The sequence below is a fragment of the Bacteroides sp. An269 genome, assembly GCF_002159755.1.
Lineage (GTDB): Bacteria > Bacteroidota > Bacteroidia > Bacteroidales > Bacteroidaceae > Phocaeicola > Phocaeicola intestinalis.
This window is the reverse complement of the sequence record NZ_NFJG01000059.1, coordinates 1-25,605: the sequence shown is the minus strand read 5'-3', so window position 1 is coordinate 25,605 and position 25,605 is coordinate 1. Positions and strand designations below refer to the sequence as shown.

The 25,605-nt window shown below is 47.1% G+C and carries 21 protein-coding genes; 14 read left to right on the top strand and 7 right to left on the bottom strand.

Annotated features, from left to right (window positions below; genetic code table 11):
- Positions 1–361: 361 nt before the first annotated feature.
- The 4 genes from B5F71_RS11725 to dut form a co-directional block, all read right to left on the bottom strand.
- Positions 362–1,687, bottom strand: a complete 1,326-nt coding sequence (locus B5F71_RS11725) for a peptidoglycan DD-metalloendopeptidase family protein (RefSeq protein ID WP_087210498.1) — start codon at positions 1,685–1,687, stop codon at positions 362–364.
- Positions 1,684–2,517 carry a DUF4292 domain-containing protein gene (locus B5F71_RS11720; protein ID WP_239413993.1) on the bottom strand — a complete coding sequence of 278 codons (834 nt, stop codon included), beginning with the start codon at positions 2,515–2,517 and terminating at the stop codon, positions 1,684–1,686. The genes B5F71_RS11725 and B5F71_RS11720 overlap by 4 nt, the downstream gene beginning before the upstream one ends.
- An 89-nt stretch (positions 2,518–2,606) precedes the next feature.
- On the bottom strand, positions 2,607–4,388 hold the full coding sequence (locus tag B5F71_RS11715; RefSeq protein ID WP_022038919.1) for a tetratricopeptide repeat protein: 1,782 nt from the start codon (positions 4,386–4,388) through the stop codon (positions 2,607–2,609).
- 68 nt (positions 4,389–4,456) lie between these two features.
- On the bottom strand, positions 4,457–4,891 hold the full coding sequence (gene dut, locus B5F71_RS11710; RefSeq protein WP_087210504.1) for a dUTP diphosphatase: 435 nt from the start codon (positions 4,889–4,891) through the stop codon (positions 4,457–4,459).
- A gap of 217 nt (positions 4,892–5,108) precedes the next feature.
- Here dut and B5F71_RS11705 point away from each other — a divergent pair, with 217 nt between their 5' ends.
- Positions 5,109–6,440 (top strand): deoxyguanosinetriphosphate triphosphohydrolase, encoded by a 1,332-nt coding sequence (locus B5F71_RS11705; protein ID WP_191764941.1) that lies wholly within the window; start codon positions 5,109–5,111, stop codon positions 6,438–6,440.
- Positions 6,441–6,488: 48 nt separating this feature from the next.
- Here B5F71_RS11705 and B5F71_RS11700 read toward each other — a convergent pair whose 3' ends face one another.
- Positions 6,489–7,484 carry a GNAT family N-acetyltransferase gene (locus tag B5F71_RS11700; RefSeq protein WP_087210495.1) on the bottom strand — a complete coding sequence of 332 codons (996 nt, stop codon included), beginning with the start codon at positions 7,482–7,484 and terminating at the stop codon, positions 6,489–6,491.
- Positions 7,485–7,502: 18 nt separating this feature from the next.
- On the bottom strand, positions 7,503–8,321 hold the full coding sequence (locus B5F71_RS11695; protein ID WP_087210492.1) for a 1-acyl-sn-glycerol-3-phosphate acyltransferase: 819 nt from the start codon (positions 8,319–8,321) through the stop codon (positions 7,503–7,505).
- A gap of 300 nt (positions 8,322–8,621) precedes the next feature.
- On the opposite strand from B5F71_RS11695, the gene rsmH reads away from it, so the two are divergent.
- From rsmH to B5F71_RS11630, 13 genes are all read left to right on the top strand, one after another.
- Positions 8,622–9,536: a 16S rRNA (cytosine(1402)-N(4))-methyltransferase RsmH gene (rsmH, locus tag B5F71_RS11690; protein WP_087210489.1), complete on the top strand. Its 915-nt coding sequence runs from the start codon at positions 8,622–8,624 to the stop codon at positions 9,534–9,536.
- A 20-nt stretch (positions 9,537–9,556) separates the two neighbouring features.
- Positions 9,557–9,910 carry an FtsL-like putative cell division protein gene (locus B5F71_RS11685; RefSeq protein ID WP_022038913.1) on the top strand — a complete coding sequence of 118 codons (354 nt, stop codon included), beginning with the start codon at positions 9,557–9,559 and terminating at the stop codon, positions 9,908–9,910.
- Positions 9,911–9,917: 7 nt separating this feature from the next.
- A complete protein-coding gene (locus B5F71_RS11680) occupies positions 9,918–12,068 on the top strand; it encodes a penicillin-binding protein (RefSeq protein ID WP_087210501.1) in 2,151 nt (716 codons plus the stop codon).
- A gap of 15 nt (positions 12,069–12,083) precedes the next feature.
- Positions 12,084–13,538 carry a UDP-N-acetylmuramoyl-L-alanyl-D-glutamate--2,6-diaminopimelate ligase gene (locus tag B5F71_RS11675; RefSeq protein WP_087210486.1) on the top strand — a complete coding sequence of 485 codons (1,455 nt, stop codon included), beginning with the start codon at positions 12,084–12,086 and terminating at the stop codon, positions 13,536–13,538.
- A gap of 12 nt (positions 13,539–13,550) precedes the next feature.
- Positions 13,551–14,819 carry a phospho-N-acetylmuramoyl-pentapeptide-transferase gene (gene mraY / locus B5F71_RS11670; protein WP_022038910.1) on the top strand — a complete coding sequence of 423 codons (1,269 nt, stop codon included), beginning with the start codon at positions 13,551–13,553 and terminating at the stop codon, positions 14,817–14,819.
- Between the two features lie 313 nt (positions 14,820–15,132).
- The gene (gene murD / locus B5F71_RS11665; RefSeq protein WP_022038909.1) at positions 15,133–16,467 is read left to right on the top strand and encodes a UDP-N-acetylmuramoyl-L-alanine--D-glutamate ligase; all 1,335 of its coding nucleotides are present in this window, start codon (positions 15,133–15,135) and stop codon (positions 16,465–16,467) included.
- A 131-nt stretch (positions 16,468–16,598) separates the two neighbouring features.
- Positions 16,599–17,879 (top strand): FtsW/RodA/SpoVE family cell cycle protein, encoded by a 1,281-nt coding sequence (locus tag B5F71_RS11660; protein ID WP_087210483.1) that lies wholly within the window; start codon positions 16,599–16,601, stop codon positions 17,877–17,879.
- A 413-nt stretch (positions 17,880–18,292) separates the two neighbouring features.
- Complete coding sequence (gene murG / locus B5F71_RS11655; RefSeq protein ID WP_022038907.1) at positions 18,293–19,423, top strand: undecaprenyldiphospho-muramoylpentapeptide beta-N-acetylglucosaminyltransferase; 1,131 nt, start codon at positions 18,293–18,295, stop codon at positions 19,421–19,423.
- On the top strand, positions 19,413–20,789 hold the full coding sequence (gene murC / locus B5F71_RS11650; RefSeq protein ID WP_087210480.1) for a UDP-N-acetylmuramate--L-alanine ligase: 1,377 nt from the start codon (positions 19,413–19,415) through the stop codon (positions 20,787–20,789). Before murG ends, murC begins: the two co-directional genes overlap by 11 nt.
- Positions 20,786–21,523 carry a cell division protein FtsQ/DivIB gene (locus B5F71_RS11645; protein ID WP_087210477.1) on the top strand — a complete coding sequence of 246 codons (738 nt, stop codon included), beginning with the start codon at positions 20,786–20,788 and terminating at the stop codon, positions 21,521–21,523. Before murC ends, B5F71_RS11645 begins: the two co-directional genes overlap by 4 nt.
- Positions 21,524–21,526: 3 nt before the next feature.
- Positions 21,527–23,101: a cell division protein FtsA gene (gene ftsA / locus B5F71_RS11640; protein ID WP_022038904.1), complete on the top strand. Its 1,575-nt coding sequence runs from the start codon at positions 21,527–21,529 to the stop codon at positions 23,099–23,101.
- Positions 23,102–23,130: 29 nt separating this feature from the next.
- A complete protein-coding gene (gene ftsZ / locus B5F71_RS11635) occupies positions 23,131–24,444 on the top strand; it encodes a cell division protein FtsZ (protein ID WP_022038903.1) in 1,314 nt (437 codons plus the stop codon).
- A gap of 126 nt (positions 24,445–24,570) precedes the next feature.
- Positions 24,571–25,020 carry a GatB/YqeY domain-containing protein gene (locus B5F71_RS11630; RefSeq protein ID WP_022038902.1) on the top strand — a complete coding sequence of 150 codons (450 nt, stop codon included), beginning with the start codon at positions 24,571–24,573 and terminating at the stop codon, positions 25,018–25,020.
- Positions 25,021–25,093: 73 nt separating this feature from the next.
- Here B5F71_RS11630 and B5F71_RS11625 read toward each other — a convergent pair whose 3' ends face one another.
- Positions 25,094–25,405, bottom strand: coding sequence for a hypothetical protein (locus tag B5F71_RS11625; protein WP_241148598.1), 312 nt, complete (start codon positions 25,403–25,405; stop codon positions 25,094–25,096).
- Between the last annotated feature and the right edge of the window lie 200 nt (positions 25,406–25,605).

Genomic DNA, 25,605 nt, shown 5'->3' with positions numbered 1-25,605 from the left:
AAGGACTGAAAGAAGGAGAAAAAATCGGTATTGAAAAAGGAGCAAAGAAAAAAGCAATTGAAATGGTACAAAGCCTGAAGGCTAAAGGAGTTGCAATCAGCATAATTGCCGAATGCAGCGGCTTGTCCGAAGAAGAAATCAATAGCCTGTAGGTTAGTTGTTAAGTTTTTGAGTTTTTAAGTTCGTAAGTCCTTGAGTTATAATTTGAACGGTGTGAATTACAAATCTGGCATGACAAGCAAGCATTGTTCTCTCCGGCATATAGCTTCATCTGTTATAAGATTAATAATCTTACAAGCAAGACAACCATGCGGTTTTTAAAAGAGGCACAGAAAATATTTACACTATGATACACGACCCCTTAGCGTGCCAACCACAATTCGGGATTCAACTTGGCGGTTTCCTTGCGAAGCTGAAAATGAAGGACGGTATTGCCTCCCTTGTCAGTATTGACTACTCCTATCACATCACGAGTCTTCAGCACACTGCCTTTTTTCACACTAACGGAAGAAAGATTACAATATACGGAAATATAGCTGCCATGACGCACCAGCACATTCGACAAACCGTTATACTGAAAAATAGCAGACACCTCCCCGTCAAAGATAGCGCGGGCATGTGCTCCAGTCTTCCCCTTAATATCAATGCCTTTATTATCCAGCCGGACGTTACGCAGACCTTGCACCTGGTATTTGCCATAATGTCCTACCACTACGTAAGGTCCAGTAATGGGCATAGGCAACCTACCTTTATTATGCTCGAATACCCCTGAAAGCCGACGGTCTTCACGGTCTACCTTATAGACTTCTACTTTTTCCGTAACCGAAGGAGCAGACGTTTCCTTATTCTCGGCAACAGTGGACTTAACTGCTTCTTTTGCTTTCCGTTCCGCTTCAGCCTTCTTCCGCTCTTCTGCAGCTTTTCGGCGTGCCTCCTCTTCCGCACGTTTACGCGCGGCTGCTATCTCGATTTCTATCAAGCGGTCGATTTCGGCATTCAGACGGTCGGCAGACTTCCGCTGCTTCTGGAGTTCCTGCCGGATGCCCCGCTGCTTCTTCTGTAACGAAGCGAGCAATGTCTTGCGTTCTTTTTCCTGTTCTTCCAGTTTTTGCTTTTCTGCCTCTCCCTGATGTAACAACTGCTGCTTTGCTTCACGGCTGGCAAGCAAGGTCTGCTGCTTGTTTGCCACCTGCTTTTGCTTACGCTGCACTTCCAATCCTTGTCTACGCTGGTAATCAGCATATTCGCGCACATAACGCAAGCGACGATACATCTGGCTCAAGTTATCTGCCGAAAAGATGAACATCAGCTTTTCCTGTACCGACTTATTGCGGTACATATACATTACCGACTTCTCGTACTTTTTTTTCTTGTCGGCAAGTTCATGCTGCAAAGCAACCAATTCAGCCTTTACACGGTCGATTTCGCGCTGGATGACCTCCACGTCCTTCTCGACAGTCTCGACATAACGTTTCCTCTCGTCGATTTGCCCGGACAGTAACGCTAGATTGTCCAACTGGCTCTTCACATCCTTCTGCGTAGACTGGAGCAAAGACTCGGAATCAGTTATCTGCTTTTGCAGAGCTGCATGCTGCTTTTCCAGTTCCCGAATCTTCTTTGTGCTCTGTGCAGAAAGCGAAACGGAAACCAGCAACAATAATCCGATTATACTCCAAAACTGCTTCATTTACTTACCAACATCTTCAATAATTCATCTACCTGCACGCGCTTATAGCGGGAAGGAACTTCTGTGCGGGCCTCCCAATTACCCCCTACATTCAGACGGGAAAACTCCATGCCTACCCCAACCTGCTTGCCGGTACCTTGTATTGTTACATACATTTGTTCTGGGAAAAAACGATCTTTCAGCAACTGAAATGCATCATATTTCCATTGCAGGGAATAAGGGGTATCAGCCAGGCCGATGTTGCTTTCTTCCAGCCATCCTTTATCTGTCGAAGTATAAAAACGGTAAGTCAGTTGCCCGCTGTCCTGTGTTTCCAGTACAGCACGTCCGTCCGCCAACGACACCCGAAAATCTCCAGCATCGGTTACAGCGACCCGTTGCTTACCCGGTACAAACAATTCGTTCAGAAACAATGACTGAAGTATGGCAAAACTTAAATCGGTATGTGCCCAACTGTTCACTTCCTCGAACGACACTTGTACATAACGCTTGTTCAGCCGGTCGAGTGCCAATATACCATCGGGCGAAATCTCCAGACGAGCTATCTCAATGCCCAGCAAGGGTGCCACCGACAATTGTATCGACTCGTCCCGCTTGAGCCGGAGGGTGGCACTGCCTACCTTCGACACACCTTCGGGAGTAGACAAGCTCAATGTTACTTTTCCGCTCAGGCTCTGCCAGACAGGCGAAAGTTCGATAACTTTTTCGATATAATCCGTTCCGGTCAGCCCGCCAATCATCGGCGTTCTGGCGACCTTCCGTGAAGAAGAACAAGACACGACGAGTGCTACTGCCACTACAAGTCCTATATAATTTATCAGTCTTTTCATGATGTTCCTTTTTAAGTGACAAGGCAATGAGTTGACACGGTTTAACCACCAAGGTATTTGAAGAATTTGTCACCTTGCTAACTTGTCACCTATTCTACATATTTTTTCAATCTTATTTTCTGTTTCAGGCGTTTGATTTCCTGCTCGGTAGGTGGAGTTTCCCCTTCTTCCACCTTCTCCATGGCATCTGCCTTTTTCCAGTATTCCAAAGCTTTATCTTTTTCACCCAGCATATAATAAATATCACCACAATGCTCCATGATGACCCGGCTCTTCTCTCCTCCATTGCGCAAAGCCTGCTCGATGTAGATACGTGCTTCGGTGTAACGACCTTTCTCGAAAAGAATCCAGGCATACGTGTCCAGATAGGTATCGTTATCGGGTTCTGCCTTTACCGTGCGGTAACTCATTTCTTCCGCCTTGTCAAGATTCTTTTTCTCTATCGAAAGATAGTAAGCATAATTGTTCAGTGTACCGATGTTATCGGGATTATAAACCAAAGATGAATCATAAGCCGCATATGCCTCGGCAGCCCTGCCTTTTTGATGATAAATATCACCCAAGATGGCATAAAAGTCGGAAACTACTCCTTTATCGCTTTTCTCATTAACTTGTTTCACACCTCGTGTAAATACATCAAGCGCTTCGTCCAGTTCCTCTTTCTGATAATATGCCACTCCTAAATAATAATAAAATTCCAATGCTTCGGGATGGTATTCGAGCGCTGATTTCGCTATCCGGACTACTTCATCCAATTCGTTATCTTGTATTGCATAACTCAACAACTGAAGACGCGCAGGCTTGTTTTCCGGATCCAACGAAAGAACCTGTTCAAGCACCGGAACCGATTCTTTCTTCATATTCTTGGTAATCATATACTGTGCACACAGCATAGCCAGGTCGGCATTCTGCTGCGGACGTTCCAGTATGCGCCGGAACAAGGAAACGATCTGCATACTGTCTTTCGTAGTCTGTTCCGACTGCAGAATACACTGGCGCATCAGTTCCATCTTCGTATCAGAGGCTACATCATCGTTCATCAGAATGGTGTCCAGCTGAAGCTGGTACAGACTGTCTTGCCCGGTTTTTTGATAATAAGAAGCCATCGACAACACTGCTGGTGCATAATCGGGTTCTTCCTTCAAGATACGCTGATATACCGCCAGCGCCTCATCGGGTTTGTCATTGTTCAGATACACATCACCCAGGATAGTCTGGTAGCGCAGGTCATAAGGATATTCTTTCGACAAGTTCTCGATTTCGACAAAAGCACTGTCCTGTTTCCCCATCAACAAATACATCCGGAACTTTTCCATACTGATTTGTTCGGATTTGCCATCCAGCTCTTCCAGACGGTTCAGGGTATAGATGACGTTCTGGTAACTCTTTGTCCGGTTATACAAATCGACCAGCGACATCAACGGTTCAAGGCGTGCCGGAAACTGCTCTGCCATATTTTCGTAAACGGCAATAGCTTTGGGCAGGTTCATCTTTTGTTCATAATACGAAGCCAACGTCTGTTTATACCAGAAATTGGATTCATCGGAACGCACTGCCTGCTTCAATGCCTGTTCGCCTTTTTCCTCCTGCCCCAAATACATGTAAAACTGTGAAATCTCGTAAAGCGCAGCGCCCGATGAAGGATAGATGTCCAGACAATGTTTATACAACTCATATGCCGCATCGTATTGTCCTTTTTCTTTCATCCGCACTGCCTCCAGGAAATAATAATCGTACTTCCGGCGCTGTTCGAAGCTCAGCGTATATGCCACACCTGCATCTGACTGCTTCGCCTGTTTCTTTGTCGTGCCGCAAGCTACGAACATCATCGCCATGCTTGTTGCAAATAATATATAGAATAAATTTTTCATCTGAATGTGTATAAGTTTTCAACTATAAAGCCGCCTTATCCAACCTGACAACCCGAATACCAAGGACTTTATTTTGTCCCCGTATGCCCAAAGCCTCCTGCACCCCGTGCAGTATCGTCCAATACTTCTACCTCCTGCCATTCGGCTTGTTCATAACGGGCTATCACCATTTGAGCAATACGCTCGCCATCAGTCACCGTAAAATCTTCGGTAGAAAGGTTGACCATAATTACTCCTATCTCTCCCCGATAATCAGCATCAATCGTGCCAGGTGTATTCAGCAGGGTGACACCTCTTTTCAATGCAAGTCCGCTACGAGGACGTATCTGGGCTTCATAACCTTCGGGCAAAGCTATATACAATCCCGTAGGCACCAGGCAACGTTGCAAAGGTTTCAACACAATAGGCTCATCCAGGTTGGCACGCAAGTCCATACCTGCCGAAAGGGAAGTGGCATACTCCGGAAGCGGATGCTTCGACTTATTGATAATCTGTACTTTCATTGTAAGTTTGCTCATTATTGTTTTCACCACCAGATTACACAAATAAAAATAATTTCCTTTACGATTGCATGACAAAATCTGTGTAACCAATGATGCATTGAGTTTAAATCTTCTGCGAAAATACATATTTCGCAGGATTTATAAATACGTTTACCATTTTTTAAACGAATCTTTTATACATTTGCAAGCCGAGATCCGAAAGAATTGAAGAAATATGATGAACTGGAACCAACTGATATCAAACAAACGCTTCGGGCTGGAAGCCTTGCACGAAGTGAGAAAAGAAGACCGTACCGAATTTCAACGCGACTACGACCGACTCATTTTTTCATCACCGTTCCGCCGCCTGCAGAACAAGACACAAGTATTTCCACTTCCGGGAAGCATCTTTGTACACAACCGGCTGACACATAGCCTGGAGGTGTCGTGCGTGGGACGTTCGTTGGGGAACGATGTAGCCCATCTGCTCCTTCAAAAACATCCGGAACTTGCCGGCTCACATCTTGCAGAAATAGGAGCCATCGTCTCGGCAGCCTGCCTGGCTCACGACATGGGCAACCCTCCCTTCGGGCATTCGGGCGAAACAGCTATCGGCACTTATTTTTCGGAAGGAAAAGGCCAGGCACTGAAGTCTCTGCTATCTCCCGCCGAATGGGAAGACCTGACTCACTTCGAAGGCAACGCCAATGCTTTCCGCCTGTTGACCCATCAATTCCGCGGACGACGCCCAGGAGGATTTGTCTTAACCTATTCTACCCTTGCATCCATCGTAAAATATCCCTTTTCGTCACAACTTGCCGGCGGGAAGCAAAAATTCGGTTTCTTTTTGAGCGAGCAAGCCGACTACGAACGCATTGCACGTGAACTGGGAATTATCCGCCTCAGCAATGAAGGCGAACCGATACGCTATGCCCGCCATCCACTGGTGTATCTGGTAGAAGCCGCCGATGATATCTGCTACCAGATGATGGACATCGAAGATGCACACAAACTGAAAATCCTGACCACTCAGGAAACCAAGGAACTGTATGCATGTTTCTTCAGCGCCGAACGCCTGAACCGTATCCATCAGATATGCCAGCTGGTAACTGACACCAACGAACAGATAGCCTACCTGCGCTCATCAGCCATCGGTGTACTGACCCGTGCCTGCGTGGAAACCTTCGTCGAACACGAAGAAGAAATTCTGTCAGGCAGTTTTCAGGGACCGCTCATCAAACAGATTGCCTCTCCCGTACGTGAAGCCTACAAACAATGTTCGGAAACTGCCTTTGAAAAGATATATTGTGCCAAGGACGTGCTCGACATCGAACTTGCCGGCTATCAGGTCATCACCACACTGGTAGACCTGATGATAGAAGCAGTACGTTATCCGCACAAAGCCTATTCGCAGTTGCTCATTAACCGTGTGTCGCACCAATACGACATGCAGGCACCCACTCTTTATGGAAAAATCCAAGCCGTACTGGACTACATCTCCGGCATGACCGATGTATATGCCCTTGACCTCTACCGAAAAATCAATGGAAACAGCCTGCCGGCGGTGTAGACACCTGCTATTCTATATCAAGTCTGGATTGCGCAGTTTTTCTTTCTATTACTGGGCTTTCCTCTCTCCCGATACCACCGGATTCGCTCCCGAAGTAAGATGAAGCGCTTCGGGGTGTTCACGCAGATAAGACTCGATATGGCGTACGCGCTTTTCTTCCAAGATTTCATCAACAGCAATCAAGATACCCGTTTCCTCTACCATACCGAAGCCGTCATTGATTGCTGTACCAAACATACGCATCGTAGGCGAAAGACTCATATAAGCATTGACCAAAGGAGGTATGTTATACCCCAGTTTACGCACCTCGCGGTTCAATACCCGATAATCTTCCTTAAACGTATCATAGCAGAATATATTTTTCAGCATACCCTCATCGGTATCGATTTGCAAAGGCTCCATCGGGGTAATCAGGTTGTCTTTATCAGAAAAATGTTTCTTCAGAAAATACAGAATCATGTCCCGTCCGAAACGGTTGTAGCTGGGATACATTGTCATTTTCCCGAAGAGATATTTTACATTGGGTTTGACAACGGTCAGTGCTCCCAAGCCATCCCACAAATTGTCAAGAGCAAACAATCCTTTCGAACCTGCACGGGTTGACTGATATTCAAGAGTAACGAAGGAACGTCCCAACTCAATAGTCGTAGGAAGATACTCTTTCAAGAACTTTTCGGAAAAATTGAACATGTGTGCAGTAGCAAGTACCGGTCTTCCTTCTTTATCAAATTCAACTTCATTCCCCAACAGATAACGGTACCCTCCTAAAATTTCTTCGGCATCAGGATTCCACACAATCAACTGCTGGTAAGGATTCTCCATCAAGTCGTATTCGTCCAAATCAACAGATTGCCCTGTACCTCCACCTGCGGCACGAAATGCAATTTCACGCAGACGGCCGATTTCCTTTAGCACATTCGGGGCATTTTTCCAGTTTACAATGTAAATTTCGTTATTACTTTTATTGGTTGATCTCAAACGCTTGTCCGGCGTCAGTTCCGATTTCAGCAACTCCCGTTCAACCGGTGCAATAATAGCTTCCATATATCTTATTTGTCTAATTTACAGTTTATATACCAAGTCACGCACATATGCCGCCCATTCGACCGGCGACTTCGACCTGTTGAATGTCTGCCACGGAATCGGTTTTCCAATAGCGACACGGAAGGTCTTATGGCGGTTCTTGAACATTTCATCAGCCAGATAAAGCATGGCTATATTGAAACGTATTCCCAAAAACTTGCAGGCATTCGCCAGATTGTAGAAGAAATCGGAGTTTCTTCCCTCAAAGTGAACCGGCACCACATTACGTTGGGTTTCCACGCTCTTAGTCACAAAAGTCTTTTTCCAGGGCAAATCCTGAATCACTCCATGCCTCCGACGCGAACAGATGCCTGCCGGAAACATGATGATATGACTGTCCGAACGGAATCCTTCCTCAACCATACGGGGAAAATCACGTGATTGCGAACCAGTCTTGTTGATAGGAATGCACAGCGGAGCCAGTCCATGCAAGTTCATCAGCAAATCATTGACCAAGTATTTGATACGTCCGTCATAATGTTTGCCCAACAAGTAACCCAATGCTACCCCGTCTTGTCCTCCCAAAGGATGATTGGACACAAACGTACACAATCCCTCTTGGGGCAGGTTTTCCAGCCCTTCTACCTCCAGCTTGACATCCAGGAAATCCATGCATGCAGCCAGAAACTCGACTCCAGTCTTATCTTCCACGCTTCTCAAGAAACCGTTTATTTCATCTTGATGGACAATCCGCTTCAGGTAAGACACCAGGAAACGGGGAACGTATCCAGCCTTTTTCCCCGCTTTCTCTTTCAATATTTTATCAATGTCTATTAAAAAAATCGATTTTTCCGCCATTGCTTCATTCTAGATTTCTTTGCAAATGTAATTTTTCTTTTGTTAAGTTGCTCACTATTGAGCAGGAAAATATGGCAAACAATGAAAAAAACAACAAATGGAAACCCCAAATGCCTGAAAACTGCACAACAAGCTACCCCTGTGTGCACACTTCCTTGATTTTACACATTCGCTATCAAGACCTGTTGATAACTTCTTCAAAGATTTTCGACAAACCTTATATGTCATTTGCTACGAAATGTGTAATTTTACCAGCTCATAGAATAATAAGGAGAAAAAGGTAGAAAATAAGCTGCATATATGACGGACGAACAACAAACATACCACATACCTGTATTGCTTCACGAAAGCATCAAAGGCATGGAATTGCATGACGGAGGAACCTATGTCGACCTTACTTTTGGTGGAGGAGGACATTCGCGGGAAATACTGCGGTGCATGGGAATAAACAGCCGCCTTTTTGGATTTGACCAAGATGAAGACGCTGAACAAAATATTCCCCAAGACGGACGATTCACCTTCGTCAGAAGCAACTTCCGCTACCTGCATAACTTCTTGCGTTATTACGGAGTGGAACAAGTAGATGCCATTCTTGCTGATTTGGGAGTATCATCACACCATTTCGACGATTCGACACGAGGATTCTCCTTCCGGTTCGACGGGAAACTGGATATGCGGATGAACAAACGGGCAGGCATAACTGCCGCCGATATCATCAATACATACGAAGAAGAACAGCTTGCCAACCTGTTCTATCTGTATGGAGAACTGAAAAACAGTCGTAAACTGGCCGCGGCACTGGTCAAGGCACGGTCGCAAAAAACAATAAATACCATCGGTGAGTTTCTGGAAATCATCAAGCCTTTTTTCGGCAAAGAACGCGAAAAAAAAGAACTGGCAAAAACGTTCCAGGCATTACGCATCGAAGTGAACCACGAAATGGAAGCACTGAAAGAAATGCTGAAGGCTACAATCCAGGCATTGAAGCCTGGAGGAAGACTAGTAGTCATCACCTACCATTCACTGGAAGACCGGATGGTAAAGAACGTCATCAAAACAGGCAATGTGGAAGGCAAGATGAAGCAAGATTTTTACGGAAATATCGAAGCACCGCTGCGTGCTGTCTGTAAAATAATCACGCCTACAGACGAAGAGGAAGCCCGCAACCCACGTTCCCGAAGCGCCAAGCTGCGGATTGCAGAAAAAATCGGATAAATTTATGGAGATTTGAAGACATGAAAGAAAACAGAAATACAGAACAACCCAAACAACCCCATATCACTTTCAAAAGCATCATGGGGGGAGATATTCTTGCACATAATTTTTTCAGGAGACAAGCCAATCTGCTGATACTAATTGTCTTCCTTACCATTCTATATATTGACAACCGCTATTCAAGCCAGCAAGAATTAATCGAAATAGACCGGTTGAAAAAAGAACTGACCGACATCAAATACGATGCCCTTACCATCTCTTCCGAACTGACTGAAAAAAGCCGCCAGTCGCGTATCGAAGAATACTTGTCGACTGAAAACACGGGACTTGCTACTGCAACCACCCCACCCTACCTGATAAAAAAAGAAAACTGAGATGCGTATGATACCGGGCATTAAAAATATCATGTTCCGCTACACCTTCATTGTAGTGATTATGCTGGTCTTGGCTATCCTCATCATAGTCAAGGCAGGCTTTATCATGTTTGCCGAACGGCAGTACTGGAAAGATGTAGCAGACCGTTTCGTAAAAGAGAATGTTGTCGTTCCCCCCACACGAGGCAACATCATTTCTGCCGATGGAAAACTGATGGCAAGCAGCCTGCCGGAATATAAAATCTATATGGACTTCCGGGCGGGAGGATACAAAGAGAGTGATACCTTGCTGACCAATCACCTGACCGAAATCTGTCAGGGGCTGCACGAAATATTCCCCGACAAGAGCGCACAGGAGTTCCGCAAGCACATCTTAAAAGGAAGACGGAAAAAAAGTCGCCATTACCTGCTCTACCCCAAACGTATTTCGTACATCGAATACAAACAGGTCAAACAATTACCTGTATTCTGTCTGGGACCGAACACAGGAGGACTGCACGAAGAAAAGTTCAACCAGCGCAAGAAACCATTCGGCTCACTGGCAGCACGTACATTAGGCGACATGTATCCCGACATGAGCCTGGGAGCCAAGAACGGACTGGAACTTACTTACGATTCGGTATTGCGAGGCAAGAACGGCATCACTCACCGGCAAAAGGTAATGAACAAATATCTGAATATCGTAGACCAGCCACCTGTAGATGGATACGACATCATCACGACCCTTGATGTAGATATGCAGGATATCGCCGAAAAGGCATTGGTAGACCAGTTGACAAATCTGGAAGCATTATCGGGTGTGGCCATCGTAATGGAGGTGGCAACCGGCGAAGTAAAAGCCAATGTAAACATGATACGTGGCAACGACGGACATTATTATGAAATGCGGAACAACGCTGTAAGCAACCTGATGGAACCTGGTTCCACTTTTAAAACCGCTTCCATCATGGTGGCACTGGAAGACAAATATATCACACCCGATTATGTGGTAGACACAGGCAATGGGATGGTCAACATGTATGGAAGCTGGATGAAAGACTGGAACTGGTACAAAGGCGGTTATGGCGCCATCGATGTAACCCGTATTCTGGAAGTTTCTTCCAATGTCGGTGTGTCCACCATCATCGACCGTTTCTATAAAAACAACCCGCAGAAATTCGTCGACGGACTGAAACGGATGAGCATCGACAAGCCCTTGCACCTAGGCTTCGTAGGCGAGGCAAGCCCGCGCATATGGGGACCGCGCGAGAGAGACAGCATCAAGGGAGCCATGCCTTGGAGCCGCACCAGCCTACCGTGGATGAGTATCGGTTATGAAACAATGTTTCCTCCTATCTACATCCTGAATTTCTACAACGCCATCGCCAATAACGGAGTAATGGTGAAACCGAAATTCGTAAAAGCCATTGCCAAAGACGGTGAAATATTGCAGGAGATACCTACCGAAGTGATAAACCCGAAAATCTGTTCAGACACCACACTGACCATGATTCGTGCCATCCTGCGGAAAGTGGTGTCGCAAGGACTTGCCAAACCGGCTGGAAGCAAACAGTTCAACGTATCAGGCAAGACAGGCACAGCACAGATTTCACAAGGTACGGCAGGCTATCGGGCAGGTGGCGTAAGTTACCAAGTCAGCTTTTGCGGATACTTCCCTTCCGAGGCTCCTAAATACAGTTGCATGGTATCCGTTTTGATTCCTCACGGACCTGCCTCTGGAGGCTTGCAGGCTGGAAGTGTATTCAGCCGCATAGCCGAACGCATTTATGCCAAACACTTGGTGCGCGATCTGGCATACGCCAAAGATTCTACATCCATTTTTATCCCAGATGTAAAAAACGGCGATATTGAAGAAGCGGCATATGTACTACGCGCCTTACAAGTGCCCGGCAACAGCAATACCATCCCACAATCGGACGAACCCATTTGGGGAAAAGCATCCAGCACTACGGCACATGCCAACTTGAAAACGACCAATATCAACAACAAGTCAGTGCCCAATGTCATCGGTATGGGAGCAAAAGATGCCGTATTTCTGCTTGAGAGCCACGGACTGAAAGTACAGCTCTCCGGAGTAGGCAAAGTATACAAACAAAGTATCCCGGCAGGCTCTGCCCTGCACAAAGGGACAACCATCATATTGACTTTGAAGAATTAGAAATACAACACAAACATGAAATTAACAGACATTCTTACATGCGTAACTACCTGTGAAACCATCGGCCGGACAGACCGGGAAATCACAGGCATCCAGATGGATTCCCGCCTCATCGAAAGCGGAGACTTATTCGTGGCCGTAAAAGGAACACAAACCGACGGACACGCCTATATACAGAAAGCCATCGAAAAAGGAGCGGCAGCCATCGTCTGCGAACAGCTCCCCGATATATACAAGGAAGATATCACCTATATCCGCGTATCAGATACAGAAGATGCGGTGGGCAAGCTGGCCACTACTTTTTATGGCGATCCGACTTCCAAACTTGACCTGGTAGGAGTAACAGGCACGAACGGGAAAACCACCATTGCTACCTTATTATATAAGATGTTCCGGCAATTCGGATACAAGGTAGGATTGCTGTCTACCGTCTGCAATTATATCGACGGCGAAGCTATCCCTGCCGACCATACCACGCCCGACCCTATCACACTGAACCGGCTGCTGGGGCGAATGGCAAACGAAGGCTGCAAATATGCATTCATGGAAGTAAGCTCGCATTCCATAGCCCAAAAACGCATCGGAGGCCTGCGCTTCGTGGGAGGCATTTTCACTAACATCACCCGTGACCACCTGGACTACCACAAGACATTCGAAAACTACCTGAAAGCCAAAAAGGCCTTTTTCGACAATTTGCCAAAAACGGCTTTTGCACTGACCAACCTGGATGACAAGAACGGCAAGGTCATGGTACAGAATACCAAAGCACGCATTGCCACCTATTCATTGCGTACTTTGTGCGACTTCAAAGGGAAAGTACTGGAAGACGGGTTCGACGGCATGCTGCTGGACATCAATAACCGTGAAGTAAACGTACAGTTCATCGGACGCTTCAACGCATCCAACCTGCTTGCCGTATATGGAGCTGCCTGCCTGTTGGGCAAGCAACCTGAAGACGTTTTACTCGTCCTGAGTACCTTGCGCCCTGTGGCCGGACGCTTTGATGCCATTCGCTCCAAGCGAGGATATACCGCCATTGTCGATTATGCTCACACACCCGATGCACTGGAAAATGTACTGAGTGCCATCCACGAAGTATTACGAGGCAGAGGACGGGTCATCACTGTGGTAGGCGCAGGCGGAAACCGCGACAAAGGGAAACGCCCTCTGATGGCACAAGAATCTGCCAGACAAAGCGACAAGGTCATCATTACGTCCGACAATCCCCGTTTTGAGGAACCTCAAGACATCATCAACGACATGCTGGCCGGACTGAACAAGAATGACATGCAGAAAGTTTTATCCATCGCCGACCGGAAAGAAGCTATCCGCACCGCCTGCATGCTGGCACAGCCGCAAGATGTCATCCTGATAGCAGGGAAAGGGCATGAGAACTACCAGGAAATCAAAGGCATAAAGCACCATTTTGATGACAAAGAGATTGTAAACGAAATATTTGCTAACGAATAACCCGGAGAAGACATGCTATACTATTTATTCCAATATTTAGAACAGTTCGATTTCCCGGGGGCACGCATGTTCGGTTATGTATCCTTCCGCTCACTGATGGCAGTCATCCTGTCTCTGTTGATTTCCGCCATCTTCGGAGAATACTTTATCAACATGCTGAAACGCAAGCAGATTACCGAGACACAACGTGACGCCTCCATCGACCCGTTCAATGTAAACAAAGTGGGCGTCCCCACCATGGGAGGCATCATCATCATCGTTGCCGTACTGATTCCTTGCCTGCTGTTGGGAAAATTGCACAACATTTACATGATTCTGATGCTAATTACCACAGTCTGGCTGGGCACATTAGGTTTTCTGGACGATTACATCAAGGTGTTCCGCAAGGATAAGGAAGGACTGCATGGGAAATTCAAGATTATCGGACAGGTAGGACTGGGGCTGATCGTAGGTCTTACGCTTTACCTCAGCCCGCAGGTCGTTATCCGCGAAAACGTAGAGATACAACGTGACGGGCATGTAGTAGACGTGGTACATAAGAGTCAGGATGAAAAATCGACCAAAACCACCATACCGTTCTTCAAGAACAACAACCTCGACTATGCCGACATCGTGGGCTTCATGGGCGAACATGCCCAGACAGCCGGTTGGATTGTCTTTGTCATCATTACCATCTTCGTCGTGACTGCCGTATCAAACGGTGCCAACCTGAACGACGGCATGGATGGCATGGCAGCAGGCAATTCGGCTATAATCGGAGTGACGCTGGGCATTCTGGCATACGTGTCAAGCCACATCGAATACGCCAGTTACCTGAACATTATGTACATTCCCGGCAGCGAAGAGCTGGTTATTTTCATTTGTGCGCTCATCGGTGCGCTCATCGGTTTCCTGTGGTACAATGCCTTCCCGGCACAAGTATTCATGGGTGATACAGGCAGCCTTACCATCGGAGGAATCATCGCCGTATTTGCCATCATCATCCATAAAGAACTGCTGATACCGATTCTGTGCGGCGTGTTCCTGGTAGAAAATCTATCGGTTATTTTGCAAGTGCGTTATTTCCAGAAAGGAAAGAAAAAAGGAATAAAACAACGGATATTCAAGCGAACCCCCATCCACGACCATTTCCGGACCACAATGGCGCAGCTTGACCCGAACTGTACCTACTTGATTACAACTCCTCATAACGTATTCCATGAATCGAAAATCACCGTACGTTTCTGGATTGTAACCATTGTGTTGGCAGCTATTACAATTATAACATTGAAAATACGATAATAAATAATGTGCGAATAAACAATGTGGAAATGTGCCAATAAATAATGTGCCAATAAACAATGTGCCAATAAATAATGTGCCAATAAACAATGTGGAAATGTGCCAATGGAATAATTTGCACATTAATACATTAGCACATTGACACATTTGCACATTGACACATTTGCACATTAACACATTAACACATTAGCACATTAGCACATTAGCACATTGACACATTAGCACATTAGCACATTAGCACATTGACACATTAGCAAATTAGCAAATTAGCAAATTGATACATTACATTCGCACATTAGCAAATTAAATAAGAATGGCAAAGAGAATTGTTATTTTAGGAGCCGGCGAAAGCGGCACAGGCGCTGCCGTACTGGCAAAGAAACAAGGGTTCGACACTTTTGTTTCAGACATGTCGTCGATAAAGGACAAGTACAAGACAGTCCTGGACGAGAGAAACATCCCCTGGGAAGAGGGACAACACACGGAAGAGTTGATTCTGAATGCAGATGAAATTATCAAAAGTCCGGGTATTCCGAACAATGCCCCTATCATCCTGAAACTGAAAGCACAAGGAACACCCGTTATCTCTGAGATAGAATTTGCAGGCAGATACACGCACGCCAAAATGATTTGTATCACAGGAAGCAACGGAAAGACTACCACCACCTCACTCATTTACCATATTTTTAAAAAGGCAGGACTCAATGTAGGACTTGCCGGAAACATCGGACAAAGCCTTGCCTATCAGGTGGCGGAATGCAACTTTGATTACTATGTCATCGAACTGAGCAGCTTCCAGCTGGACAATATGTATAAGTTCCATGCAAACATCGCCGTATTGATGAACATCACGCCCGACCATCTGGACCGCTACGACTACAAGATGCAGAACTACATTGACGCCAAATTCCGCATCATACAGAATCAGACCGACGATGATGCTTTCATCTTTTGGAACGATGACCCCATCATCCAGAAAGAGCTGCATAAGTACGGCATACACGGCCAATATTATCCTTTCGCCGAAAAGCGCGAAGAGGGATTGGCGGCATTCACGGAGGAAAACAAAATCTATTTCACCAAGCCCATCGAGTTCAACATGGAACAGGAAGAACTTGCCCTGACCGGCACCCATAACCTGTTCAACTCCATGGCGGCAGGCATCTCTGCCAACATTGCCGGCATCCGGAAAAGCTGCATCCGCGAAGCACTGAGCGACTTCAAGGGAGTGGAACACAGACTGGAGAAAGTGGCACGCGTGCGTGGAGTAGATTATATCAATGACTCGAAAGCTACCAACGTCAACTCGTGCTGGTATGCATTGAAGAGCATGAAGACCAAAACCATCCTGATTTTGGGCGGCAAGGATAAGGGTAACGACTACAATGAAATAGCCGGCCTGGTGCGTGAGAAGTGCTGTGGACTGATATTTCTGGGACTGCACAACGAAAAGCTGCATGCCTTCTTCGACAGCTTCGGTTTGCCAACAGCCGACGTGCAGAGCATGAAAGATGCCGTAAACGCTGCCTACCGTATGGCAAAAAACGGCGAGACTGTATTGCTCAGCCCTTGCTGTGCCAGCTTCGACCTCTTCAAAAGCTACGAAGACCGGGGCGACCAGTTCAAAGAATGCGTAAGAAAACTTTAATTTTAAGTTGACAAGGTATCAGTTGACAAGTGAACAAGGTCCTGAACCGTTATTACTAAAGGTATTTAAGACCTTGTAACCCTGCCAACCTGTAACCTTGTAAACTGCTACCAATTCAACGATAAAGAGCCATGGATTTACTACGGAATTTATTCAAAGGAGACAAAGTCATCTGGATTATCTTCCTTCTGCTTTGCCTCGTGTCCATCATCGAAGTGTTCAGTGCCTCCAGTACATTGACTTACAAGAGTGGCGACCACTGGCGACCGATTACAATGCACATCATCCTGATGCTGGTAGGAGCAGTAGTCGTAGTCATCGTGCACAACATCCCGTGCCGGTGGTTCAAGACTTTTATCCTACTGCTACCCGTGTCATGGATATTGCTGATAAGTGTACTGGCCATTGGTGCACTGACCAACGGAGCACGACGATGGATTGACCTGGGGTTCATTCAGTTCCAACCTTCCGAACTGGCAAAAATGGGAACCATCATCACGGTAGCCTATATCCTGTCGCGCATGCAGGAAGAAAACGGTGCCAATTCGAAAGCTTTCCGATACATCTTGTACGTAACAGGATTTACATGCCTCCTCATTTTCACCGAAAATCTGTCCACAGCCGTATTACTGGCATTTAGCGTATTGCTGATGATGTATGTAGGGCGGATTCCTTTCCGCCAACTGGGAGCACTGGTAGGCATCGGAGCCGCCGCATTGTTCCTCGCCCTGGCCACCATCAAGTTTGTGCCGGCCGAAGCATGGGACGATATCGGACTGCACCGTATGGTGACATGGCAAAGCCGTCTGGACAATCACTTTGACACATCCGTCATTCCACCCGAAAAGTTCGACATCGATGCCGATGCACAAATAGCACATGCCAACATTGCCATTGCTTCCAGCGGCATCTTAGGAAAAGGACCGGGCAACAGTGTGCAACGCGACTTCCTTTCACAGGCCTTCTCCGATTTCATCTATGCCATCATCATCGAAGAACTGGGACTGGTAGGAGGAGGCATTGTAGCTTTTCTCTACATCTGGCTGCTGATGCGTATCGGACGCATCGCACGAAGCTGCGACAAGTCGTACTATGCCTTCCTGGTCATGGGCATCGGCTTCCTGCTTGTCACACAGGCCATGTTCAACATGCTGGTAGCGGTAGGCATCATGCCCGTTACGGGACAACCGCTTCCGCTGATAAGCAAAGGCGGTACATCCACCTTGGTCAACTGTGCCTACATCGGCATCGTACTCAGTATCAGCCGTCACATCAACGAACTGAAAAAGCGTGAAGCACAGGCTGCCGCCGAAGAACAGCAGGCTCAAGTACACGAAGCCGCCATTTCGCTGCTACAAAATGCAGCCGAACTGGCAAAAGAACAGGAAAAAGAAACAAAAGAAACGCTCTGAACGGTTGCCCTGCCGATGCCGGCAGGGCGATGTATTACGACAAACAAGAAGGTGACTTTCCGGCAAAGCTACAATAGCCGATTGGTTTCAGTGCACTAAAACTCCTGTTCTATAAAATTGAAACTTCAGTTTCAGTGCACTAAAACCAAAGTTTCAGCGCACTGAACCCCTCCAGAAACTACCTTACATACGAAAATGCTTCTGCATATCTTGTGCAGAACAGCAGCTCCCGATGCCCCATTCACCCTAAAAGCACACCTTCAGCCGGCAGTAGAGACTCGCATTTTCGGCTTCCAATCCCCTCCACAACGTCCCAGCAAGCATTCTGTAAAATTAGGTATAAATAATTTCGGAAAAGGCATAAATAGTTTACAAGTTTATTCCTAAATTTGCAGGAAAATACAAAGTGAAACATGAAAGAGAGTCTAAGAGTGATTATCAGCGGAGGAGGAACCGGCGGACACATTTTTCCGGCGGTATCCATAGCCAATGCCATCAGGCTACAGCACCCCGATGCCAAGATACTGTTTGTAGGTGCCGAAGGACGCATGGAAATGCAGCGTGTACCTGCAGCAGGATATGAAATCATCGGCCTGCCCGTGGCAGGATTCGACCGCAAACACCTGTTGCGCAATATCAGTGTGCTCATCAAACTGATGCGCAGCCAGCTGAAGGCACGCCGGATAGTAAAGGCATTCCAGCCCGATGTGGCGGTAGGCGTGGGAGGATACGCCAGCGGACCGACATTGAAAGTGGCTGGCATGATGGGCATCCCTACCCTGATTCAGGAACAGAACTCGTATGCCGGCGTCACCAACAAGCTGCTGGCAAAGCAGGCATCCAAGATATGTGTCGCCTACGAAGGAATGGAACGCTTTTTCGACAAGGAAAAAATTATACTGACAGGAAACCCCGTACGCCAAGGACTACTCCAGCATAACATGAGCCGCGAAGATGCCGTACGCTCGTTCCAGCTCGACCCGGCAAAGAAAACCGTCCTGATTATCGGCGGAAGCCTGGGTGCACGCACCATCAACAACTGCGTGATGCAGGGACTGGACAAAATCAGACAATCGGGAGTACAGTTCATCTGGCAAACCGGAAAAATATACATCAGCGAAGCACGTGCGGCGGTGTCCCGTGCCGGCGAACTGCCGATGCTGCACACCACCGACTTCATTGCAGACATGGCAGCAGCCTACCGTGCCGCCGACCTGGTCATCAGTCGGGCAGGAGCCGGCTCCATCTCCGAACTTTGCCTGCTGGGCAAACCGGTCATCCTGGTACCATCGCCCAACGTGGCAGAAGACCATCAGACCAAAAATGCACTGGCACTGGTGAACAAAGAAGCCGCCCTGTATGTAAAAGATGCAGAGGCAGGCGTGAAATTGCTGGATACCGCCATCGCAACGGTACAGCAACCTGACACCTTGAACAAACTGAGTACGAACATCGCCAAACTGGCTTTCAAGGATTCGGCAAACGTAATTGCCGGAGAAGTGTGGAAGCTGGCAGCAACATACAGAAAAGAACATGGACGTTAATACACTGAAAGCAGTATATTTTATCGGAGCCGGAGGTATCGGGATGAGTGCCCTGGTACGCTACTTCCTGTCGAAAGGCAAGACAGTGGGCGGTTACGACCGTACCCCGACCGAACTGACCCGGAAACTGGAAGAAGAAGGAGCCTCCATCCACTATGAAGACAACGTGGAAGGAATCTCCCAAGACTTTCTGGATGCACAGACTACACTGGTGGTATATACTCCAGCCATCCCTGCCGAGCACAAAGAACTGACATTTTTCCGCCAGCAGGGTTTCGAAGTACAAAAACGTGCACAAGTATTGGGTATGCTCACCCGTACCGAAAGAGGACTGTGTGTGGCAGGTACCCATGGTAAAACAACAACTTCAACCTTAGCTGCCTACCTGCTCGACCATTCACACGTGGGTTGTAATGCCTTTTTGGGAGGTATCTCGAAAAACTACGGCACCAACCTGCTGCTATCGGATACGAGCGATTTCGTCGTTATCGAGGCCGACGAGTTCGACCGTTCGTTCCACTGGCTCACTCCGTATGCCAGTGTAATTACCGCCACCGACTCCGACCACCTGGACATCTACGGCGACCATGCAGCCTATGTAGAAAGTTTCCGTAAATATACATCCCTTATCCGTCCCGACGGTTATCTCATAGTGAAGAAAGGCATCGACCTGACTCCAGACGTACAGCCGGGAGTGACTGTCTATACCTATGCCACAAACGAAGGAGATTTCCATGCTACAAACATCCATACCGGCAACGGAGAAATCACATTCGACTATGTATCACCCTTGGGCAACATCAACGGGATCCGGCTGGGAGTCCCCGTCTATGTGAATATCGAAAACGGCATTGCAGCCATGGCACTGGCACAGATAGCCGGAGCTACTGCAGACGAGATAAGAGCCGCTATGCCCGGATTCAGAGGTGTAGACCGCCGGTTCGACTTCAAGCTGAAAAATGACCGGATAGTTTTTTTGAGCGACTATGCCCACCATCCGGCAGAAATACGTCAGAGTGTGTACTCCATGCGGATGCTGTACCCCGACCGGAAAATAACGGCAGTATTCCAACCCCATCTGTACACACGCACGCGAGACTTTTATAAAGATTTTGCCGACAGCCTGTCCTTGCTGGACGAAGTTATCCTGCTCGATATCTATCCGGCCCGCGAAGAACCGATAGCAGGAGTAAGCAGCCAGCTGATTTACGACCACTTGCGCCCTGGTATCGAAAAGAGCCTGTGCCATAAGGAAGACCTGCTGGATACCTTGCGAAACAAGAAACTGGACGTCCTCATCACACTGGGAGCCGGTGATATAGACAATTATGTTCCACAAATTTACGAAATACTGAAAGACCGATGATGAAACGAATTCTTATACTCTGCGTGCTGCTGGTGGTCTCCGCTTACTTGGCTGTAGCGGTCACCTTGTTTAATGCCAAACCCGCCGGACAGGTTTGCAGAGGCATAGAATTGACCATAAAAGACAGCATCGACTACGATTTCATCACACTGAAGGACGTCAATGCCCTCCTGAAACGGAAAGGCCTGTCGCCTGCCGACAAGCCCTTGGACAAAATCAACATACGCCAGCTGGAAGAAGCCTTATCACACCAGCCATTCATTGCCGAAGCAGAGTGTTACCTGACTTCAAGTGGAAAGGTTGCCATCGACATCTACCAGCGCATCCCCCTGCTGCGTGTGATGAGCAACAACGGCGACACATATTATCTGGACCATGCCGGACAAATCCTGCCGGTATCGGGCAAGCCAGTGCATGTAGCTGTGGCAACCGGATTCATCGACCGCAAATTTGCGCAAGACCAATTGTACCAGTTGGGCAAATACTTACAGACGGACGCATTCTGGAATGCACAGATTGAACAAATCAATGTCACTCCCCGGCAAGAACTGGAACTGGTGCCCCGCGTAGGCAACCAGATACTCTTTTTGGGAAAAGCCGAGGATTATCAAGAAAAATTCCGTAAATTGCAGACGTTCTATACAGAAGCGCTTAGCCAAGTAGGATGGAACAAATACGAACGGATAAGTGTAGAGTTTAATAACCAGATTATTTGTACAAAAAAAGAGAAGTAAGATATGGCAGTAACAGATTTTATAGCAGCGATTGAACTGGGATCAAGCAAAATCACCGGCGTTGCAGGCAAGAAGAATGCCGACGGAAGCATTCACATCCTCGCATACGCCAGCGAACACTCTTCTGATTGCATCCGGAAAGGCATTATCTACAACCTGGACAAGACCACACAATGTCTTGCCTCTGTCATCGGCAAGCTGGAAGAACAGTTGCAAGCCTCCATCAAGAAAGTCTATGTAGGCATTGGTGGACAGTCGCTCCGGAGCATCCGCAATACCGAGACCAAACAACTGGATACCGAAGTGAAAATCTCGCAGGCGCTGATAGACGAGCTGATGAAGAACAACCGCGAAATGGCCCTGATGGACCAGGAAATGCTGGCTGTCGAACCTCAAGAATATAAAGTGGGCAACCAACTCACTACCGAACCCGTAGGTATCCCGACGGAACATATCGAAGCACACTATGTGAACATCATCGGGCGTAACACCTTACGGAGCAACATCCGCCAGTGTGTCCGCCAGGCGGGATATGAAGTGGCGGACTACCTGCTTTCACCCATTGTAACTGCCAACATCGTGCTGACAGCAAGTGAAAAACGTTCGGGATGCGCTTTGGTCGACCTTGGTGCCGACACAACCACCGTATCTGTATACAAGAACAACATTTTGCGTCACCTTGCCGTAATCCCGCTGGGAAGCAACAACATAACCAAAGACATCGCCAGTCTGCAAATCGAAGAAGAAGACGCCGAACAACTGAAACTGCGTTACGCCAGTGCCTATACCGAACCGTCGGAAGAAGAAGATATCAACCAGGAATATGCCATCGACGGCCGATGCTCCATCCGTGCCCGCAAACTGGAAGACATCGTGGAAGCCCGTACCCTCGAAATACTGGAAAACGTATGGAATCAAATCAAACTATCGGGTTATAGCAACGAACTGCACGCAGGCATTATCCTGACGGGAGGAGCCTCGCAACTGCCTAACCTGAACAAAGCATTCATAACAGTCACCAAGATAGACAAGATACGCATCGCACAAACCGGAAACATCGAACTGACGGACGACCATCAGGACATCACGCCTAACGGTTCACAAAACACCCTCATCGGACTGCTGGCTGCAGGCAAAGACAACTGCTGCAAGATAGACCCGCACAAAAGCCAGCTGAGCTGGATTCAGCAGCAAGAAGAAGAAGACGAGGCCCAAAAGAAAGCCGAAGAAGAGCGCAAACGTAAAGAAGAGGAAGAACGCAGAAAGAAAGAGGAAGAAGAACGCAAAAAGCAACTGGAAGCAGAACGCATCCGTCAGGAACAGGAACGTGCCCAAAAACGTTTACGCGAATGTGAAGCATTGATAAGCGAAGCCAAACGACTGGCAGAACGCAAGAAATACAAAGACGCCCTTAGTAAACTGGAAGAGGCGAAAAGCTTAAAAGTGGCTGATAAAGAAGCAGAACTGGATGACTTGTATCAGACCATAAACAAGCAGAAATCGGAAAATACGCCGTTCAAGAAACTGTTTAATTTCTTGAAAACCGAAGCGGACGAAATGATGAAAGGAGAAAACTGACAAACGTAAGAACTTAAAAACCCAAAGATATGTCTGACGAAACGATTATGCCGTTCGACTTTTCGAACGGTGGTACACCCAGCATCATCAAGGTGATTGGTGTAGGAGGTGGTGGCGGAAACGCAGTCAACCACATGTATAGAGAAGGAATCCATGACGTTACGTTCGTGGTATGCAATACAGACAATCAGGCACTCAACGAGTCACCTGTCCCCATCAAGCTGCAATTGGGCAGAGAAGGCTTGGGAGCCGGAAACCGTCCCGAACGTGCCAAAGCCGCAGCCGAAGAAAGCATGAAAGACATCGAAAGCATGCTGAACGACGGTTGTAAAATGGCTTTCATCACTGCCGGAATGGGCGGTGGTACAGGTACCGGAGCCGCCCCCATCATTGCCAAGACCGCCAAAGACATGGGCATCCTGACAGTGGGCATTGTCACCATTCCTTTCCTGTTCGAAGGTAACAAGAAAATCGACCAGGCACTGGATGGTGTGGAAGAAATGAGCAAACACGTTGATGCCCTGCTGGTCATCAACAACGAACGTCTGCGCGACGTGTATTCCGACCTCAGCGTGATGAATGCCTTTGCCAAAGCCGATGATACCCTCTCGGTAGCAGCCAAGAGTATAGCCGAAATCATCACCATCCGAGGCAAAATCAACCTGGACTTCAACGACGTAAAGACGGTATTGAAAGACGGCGGTGTTGCCTTGATGAGTACCGGTTACGGCTCAGGCGAAGGACGTGTTACCCAAGCCATCAACGATGCGCTGCATTCGCCGTTGCTGAACAACAACGATATCTTCAATTCTAAGAAAGTATTGTTCAACATCTCGTACAGCACAAACAGCGACCTGATGATGGAAGAGATGAACGAAGTGCACGAGTTCATGAGCCGATTTGGCGATGATGTAGAAACCAAATGGGGACTTTACATCGACGACAGCCTGGAAAGCAAAGTTAAATTCACCATCCTTGCCACAGGATTCGGCATCAAGGACATCCCGGGTATGGACGATGCACTGAACAAGAAACGTACTGCTGAAGAACAGAAAAGACACGAAGAAGAAGAACGCATCCGGCAGATAAAAGAAAAACGCCGGGACGATTACTATACCAATGAACGCCGGAACGACAGAAAGAAGGGCAACTACAAGTATTACATCTTCACACAAGACGATTTGGACAATGATGATGTAATCAGCATCGTAGACACCACTCCGACGTACAAACGTTCGAAAACCGTTCTCGATAACATCCGCCAGCGCGCTACCGACAGTGAAAGTCTGGTACAGAAACCGCAGCTGAACGAAAACGGCTCAACGATGATTACCTTTAGTTAGGTACTAGGTTTTGGGTACCAGGTATCAGGTACTGGCTGACATAGATTCTAAAATGTATCTAATACCTAGTACCTGACACCTAGTTCCTAGTACCTAAAAAACAACCAATTAAAAACATCATACACTATGGATTTATTCGAACAAATCAGCAATGATATCAAAGAAGCCATGAAGGCAAAAGACAAGGTGAGACTGGAAACCTTGCGCAACGTAAAGAAAGTATTCCTCGAAGCAAAAACCGCTCCGGGAGCCAACGACACACTAAGCGATGAAACGGCACTGAAACTGATGCAGAAGTTGGTAAAACAGGGCAAAGATTCGGCTGCAAGTTATACAGAAGCTGGCCGTCCCGAACTGGCTGAAGAAGAGATGGCACAAGTACGTGTTATCGAAGCCTATCTCCCCAAACAGCTTTCGGCAGAAGAACTGGAAGCCAGACTGAAAGACATCATTGCCCGTACAGGTGCCACCAGTGGTAAGGATATGGGCAAAGTAATGGGAGTAGCCACCAAAGAGCTTGCCGGACTTGCTGAAGGCCGTGCCATATCGGCAAAAGTAAAAGAACTTTTAAACTAACTCCTTAAACAGGCTCTGAGAGGGTGTATCAAAATAGAAATCAGCTTTCATTTTGATGCACCCTCAATTATTTTTATTCTTCATTTGCCTCCTTATATTCAGTAGGAGAGATTCCATACATTTTCTTAAATGCACTCGAAATCACCTTCATAATACGGTCCATCAACATTTCATCGCTACTTTGTAAGACGATAGGGGCTCTTTTCCCTTCTTGAGTCGAACTGCCCGAATATTTGCCTTTCAAGCGGATACGGTTAGCTATCAAATTGCCAATGAGCGTATGCAATTCTTCCACACTGAAAGGTTTGCCCAAATAAGCATCCGCTCCTTGTTCCAATCCTTCTATCCGATTGGCAAATTCGGTTTTCGATGTAAGCAGAATCACGGGAATATGATTGGCAAATACTGCATCCGCGTGAAGATTATTAATCTTACGCCGTGAAGATTATTAATCTTACAAGCGGAAGATTATTAATTAGGGTGTCCAGTTTAATGTTCCCAATTTAGCCCACATTTTTGAGCTGTTTGGTGCGTACTGTAACCCAGTTTGTGGACATGTGATTATTAGCAAAAGTATCAATGTCC

Excerpts from the sequence above, each read along its gene's own strand:
- B5F71_RS11660 (WP_087210483.1), top strand. The coding sequence starts at position 16,599 with ATGGATTTACTACGGAATTTATTCAAAGGAGACAAAGTCATCTGGATT.
- ftsA (WP_022038904.1), top strand. The coding sequence starts at position 21,527 with ATGGCAGTAACAGATTTTATAGCAGCGATTGAACTGGGATCAAGCAAA.
- B5F71_RS11685 (WP_022038913.1), top strand. The coding sequence starts at position 9,557 with ATGAAAGAAAACAGAAATACAGAACAACCCAAACAACCCCATATCACT.
- B5F71_RS11695 (WP_087210492.1), bottom strand. The coding sequence starts at position 8,321 with ATGGCGGAAAAATCGATTTTTTTAATAGACATTGATAAAATATTGAAA.
- dut (WP_087210504.1), bottom strand. The coding sequence starts at position 4,891 with ATGAAAGTACAGATTATCAATAAGTCGAAGCATCCGCTTCCGGAGTAT.
- murD (WP_022038909.1), top strand. The coding sequence starts at position 15,133 with ATGGCAAAGAGAATTGTTATTTTAGGAGCCGGCGAAAGCGGCACAGGC.
- B5F71_RS11680 (WP_087210501.1), top strand. The coding sequence starts at position 9,918 with ATGATACCGGGCATTAAAAATATCATGTTCCGCTACACCTTCATTGTA.
- mraY (WP_022038910.1), top strand. The coding sequence starts at position 13,551 with ATGCTATACTATTTATTCCAATATTTAGAACAGTTCGATTTCCCGGGG.
- B5F71_RS11675 (WP_087210486.1), top strand. The coding sequence starts at position 12,084 with ATGAAATTAACAGACATTCTTACATGCGTAACTACCTGTGAAACCATC.
- murC (WP_087210480.1), top strand. The coding sequence starts at position 19,413 with ATGGACGTTAATACACTGAAAGCAGTATATTTTATCGGAGCCGGAGGT.
- B5F71_RS11700 (WP_087210495.1), bottom strand. The coding sequence starts at position 7,484 with ATGGAAGCTATTATTGCACCGGTTGAACGGGAGTTGCTGAAATCGGAA.
- rsmH (WP_087210489.1), top strand. The coding sequence starts at position 8,622 with ATGACGGACGAACAACAAACATACCACATACCTGTATTGCTTCACGAA.
- murG (WP_022038907.1), top strand. The coding sequence starts at position 18,293 with ATGAAAGAGAGTCTAAGAGTGATTATCAGCGGAGGAGGAACCGGCGGA.
- B5F71_RS11645 (WP_087210477.1), top strand. The coding sequence starts at position 20,786 with ATGATGAAACGAATTCTTATACTCTGCGTGCTGCTGGTGGTCTCCGCT.
- B5F71_RS11630 (WP_022038902.1), top strand. The coding sequence starts at position 24,571 with ATGGATTTATTCGAACAAATCAGCAATGATATCAAAGAAGCCATGAAG.
- ftsZ (WP_022038903.1), top strand. The coding sequence starts at position 23,131 with ATGTCTGACGAAACGATTATGCCGTTCGACTTTTCGAACGGTGGTACA.
- B5F71_RS11720 (WP_239413993.1), bottom strand. The coding sequence starts at position 2,517 with ATGAAAAGACTGATAAATTATATAGGACTTGTAGTGGCAGTAGCACTC.
- B5F71_RS11715 (WP_022038919.1), bottom strand. The coding sequence starts at position 4,388 with ATGAAAAATTTATTCTATATATTATTTGCAACAAGCATGGCGATGATG.
- B5F71_RS11705 (WP_191764941.1), top strand. The coding sequence starts at position 5,109 with ATGAACTGGAACCAACTGATATCAAACAAACGCTTCGGGCTGGAAGCC.
- B5F71_RS11725 (WP_087210498.1), bottom strand. The coding sequence starts at position 1,687 with ATGAAGCAGTTTTGGAGTATAATCGGATTATTGTTGCTGGTTTCCGTT.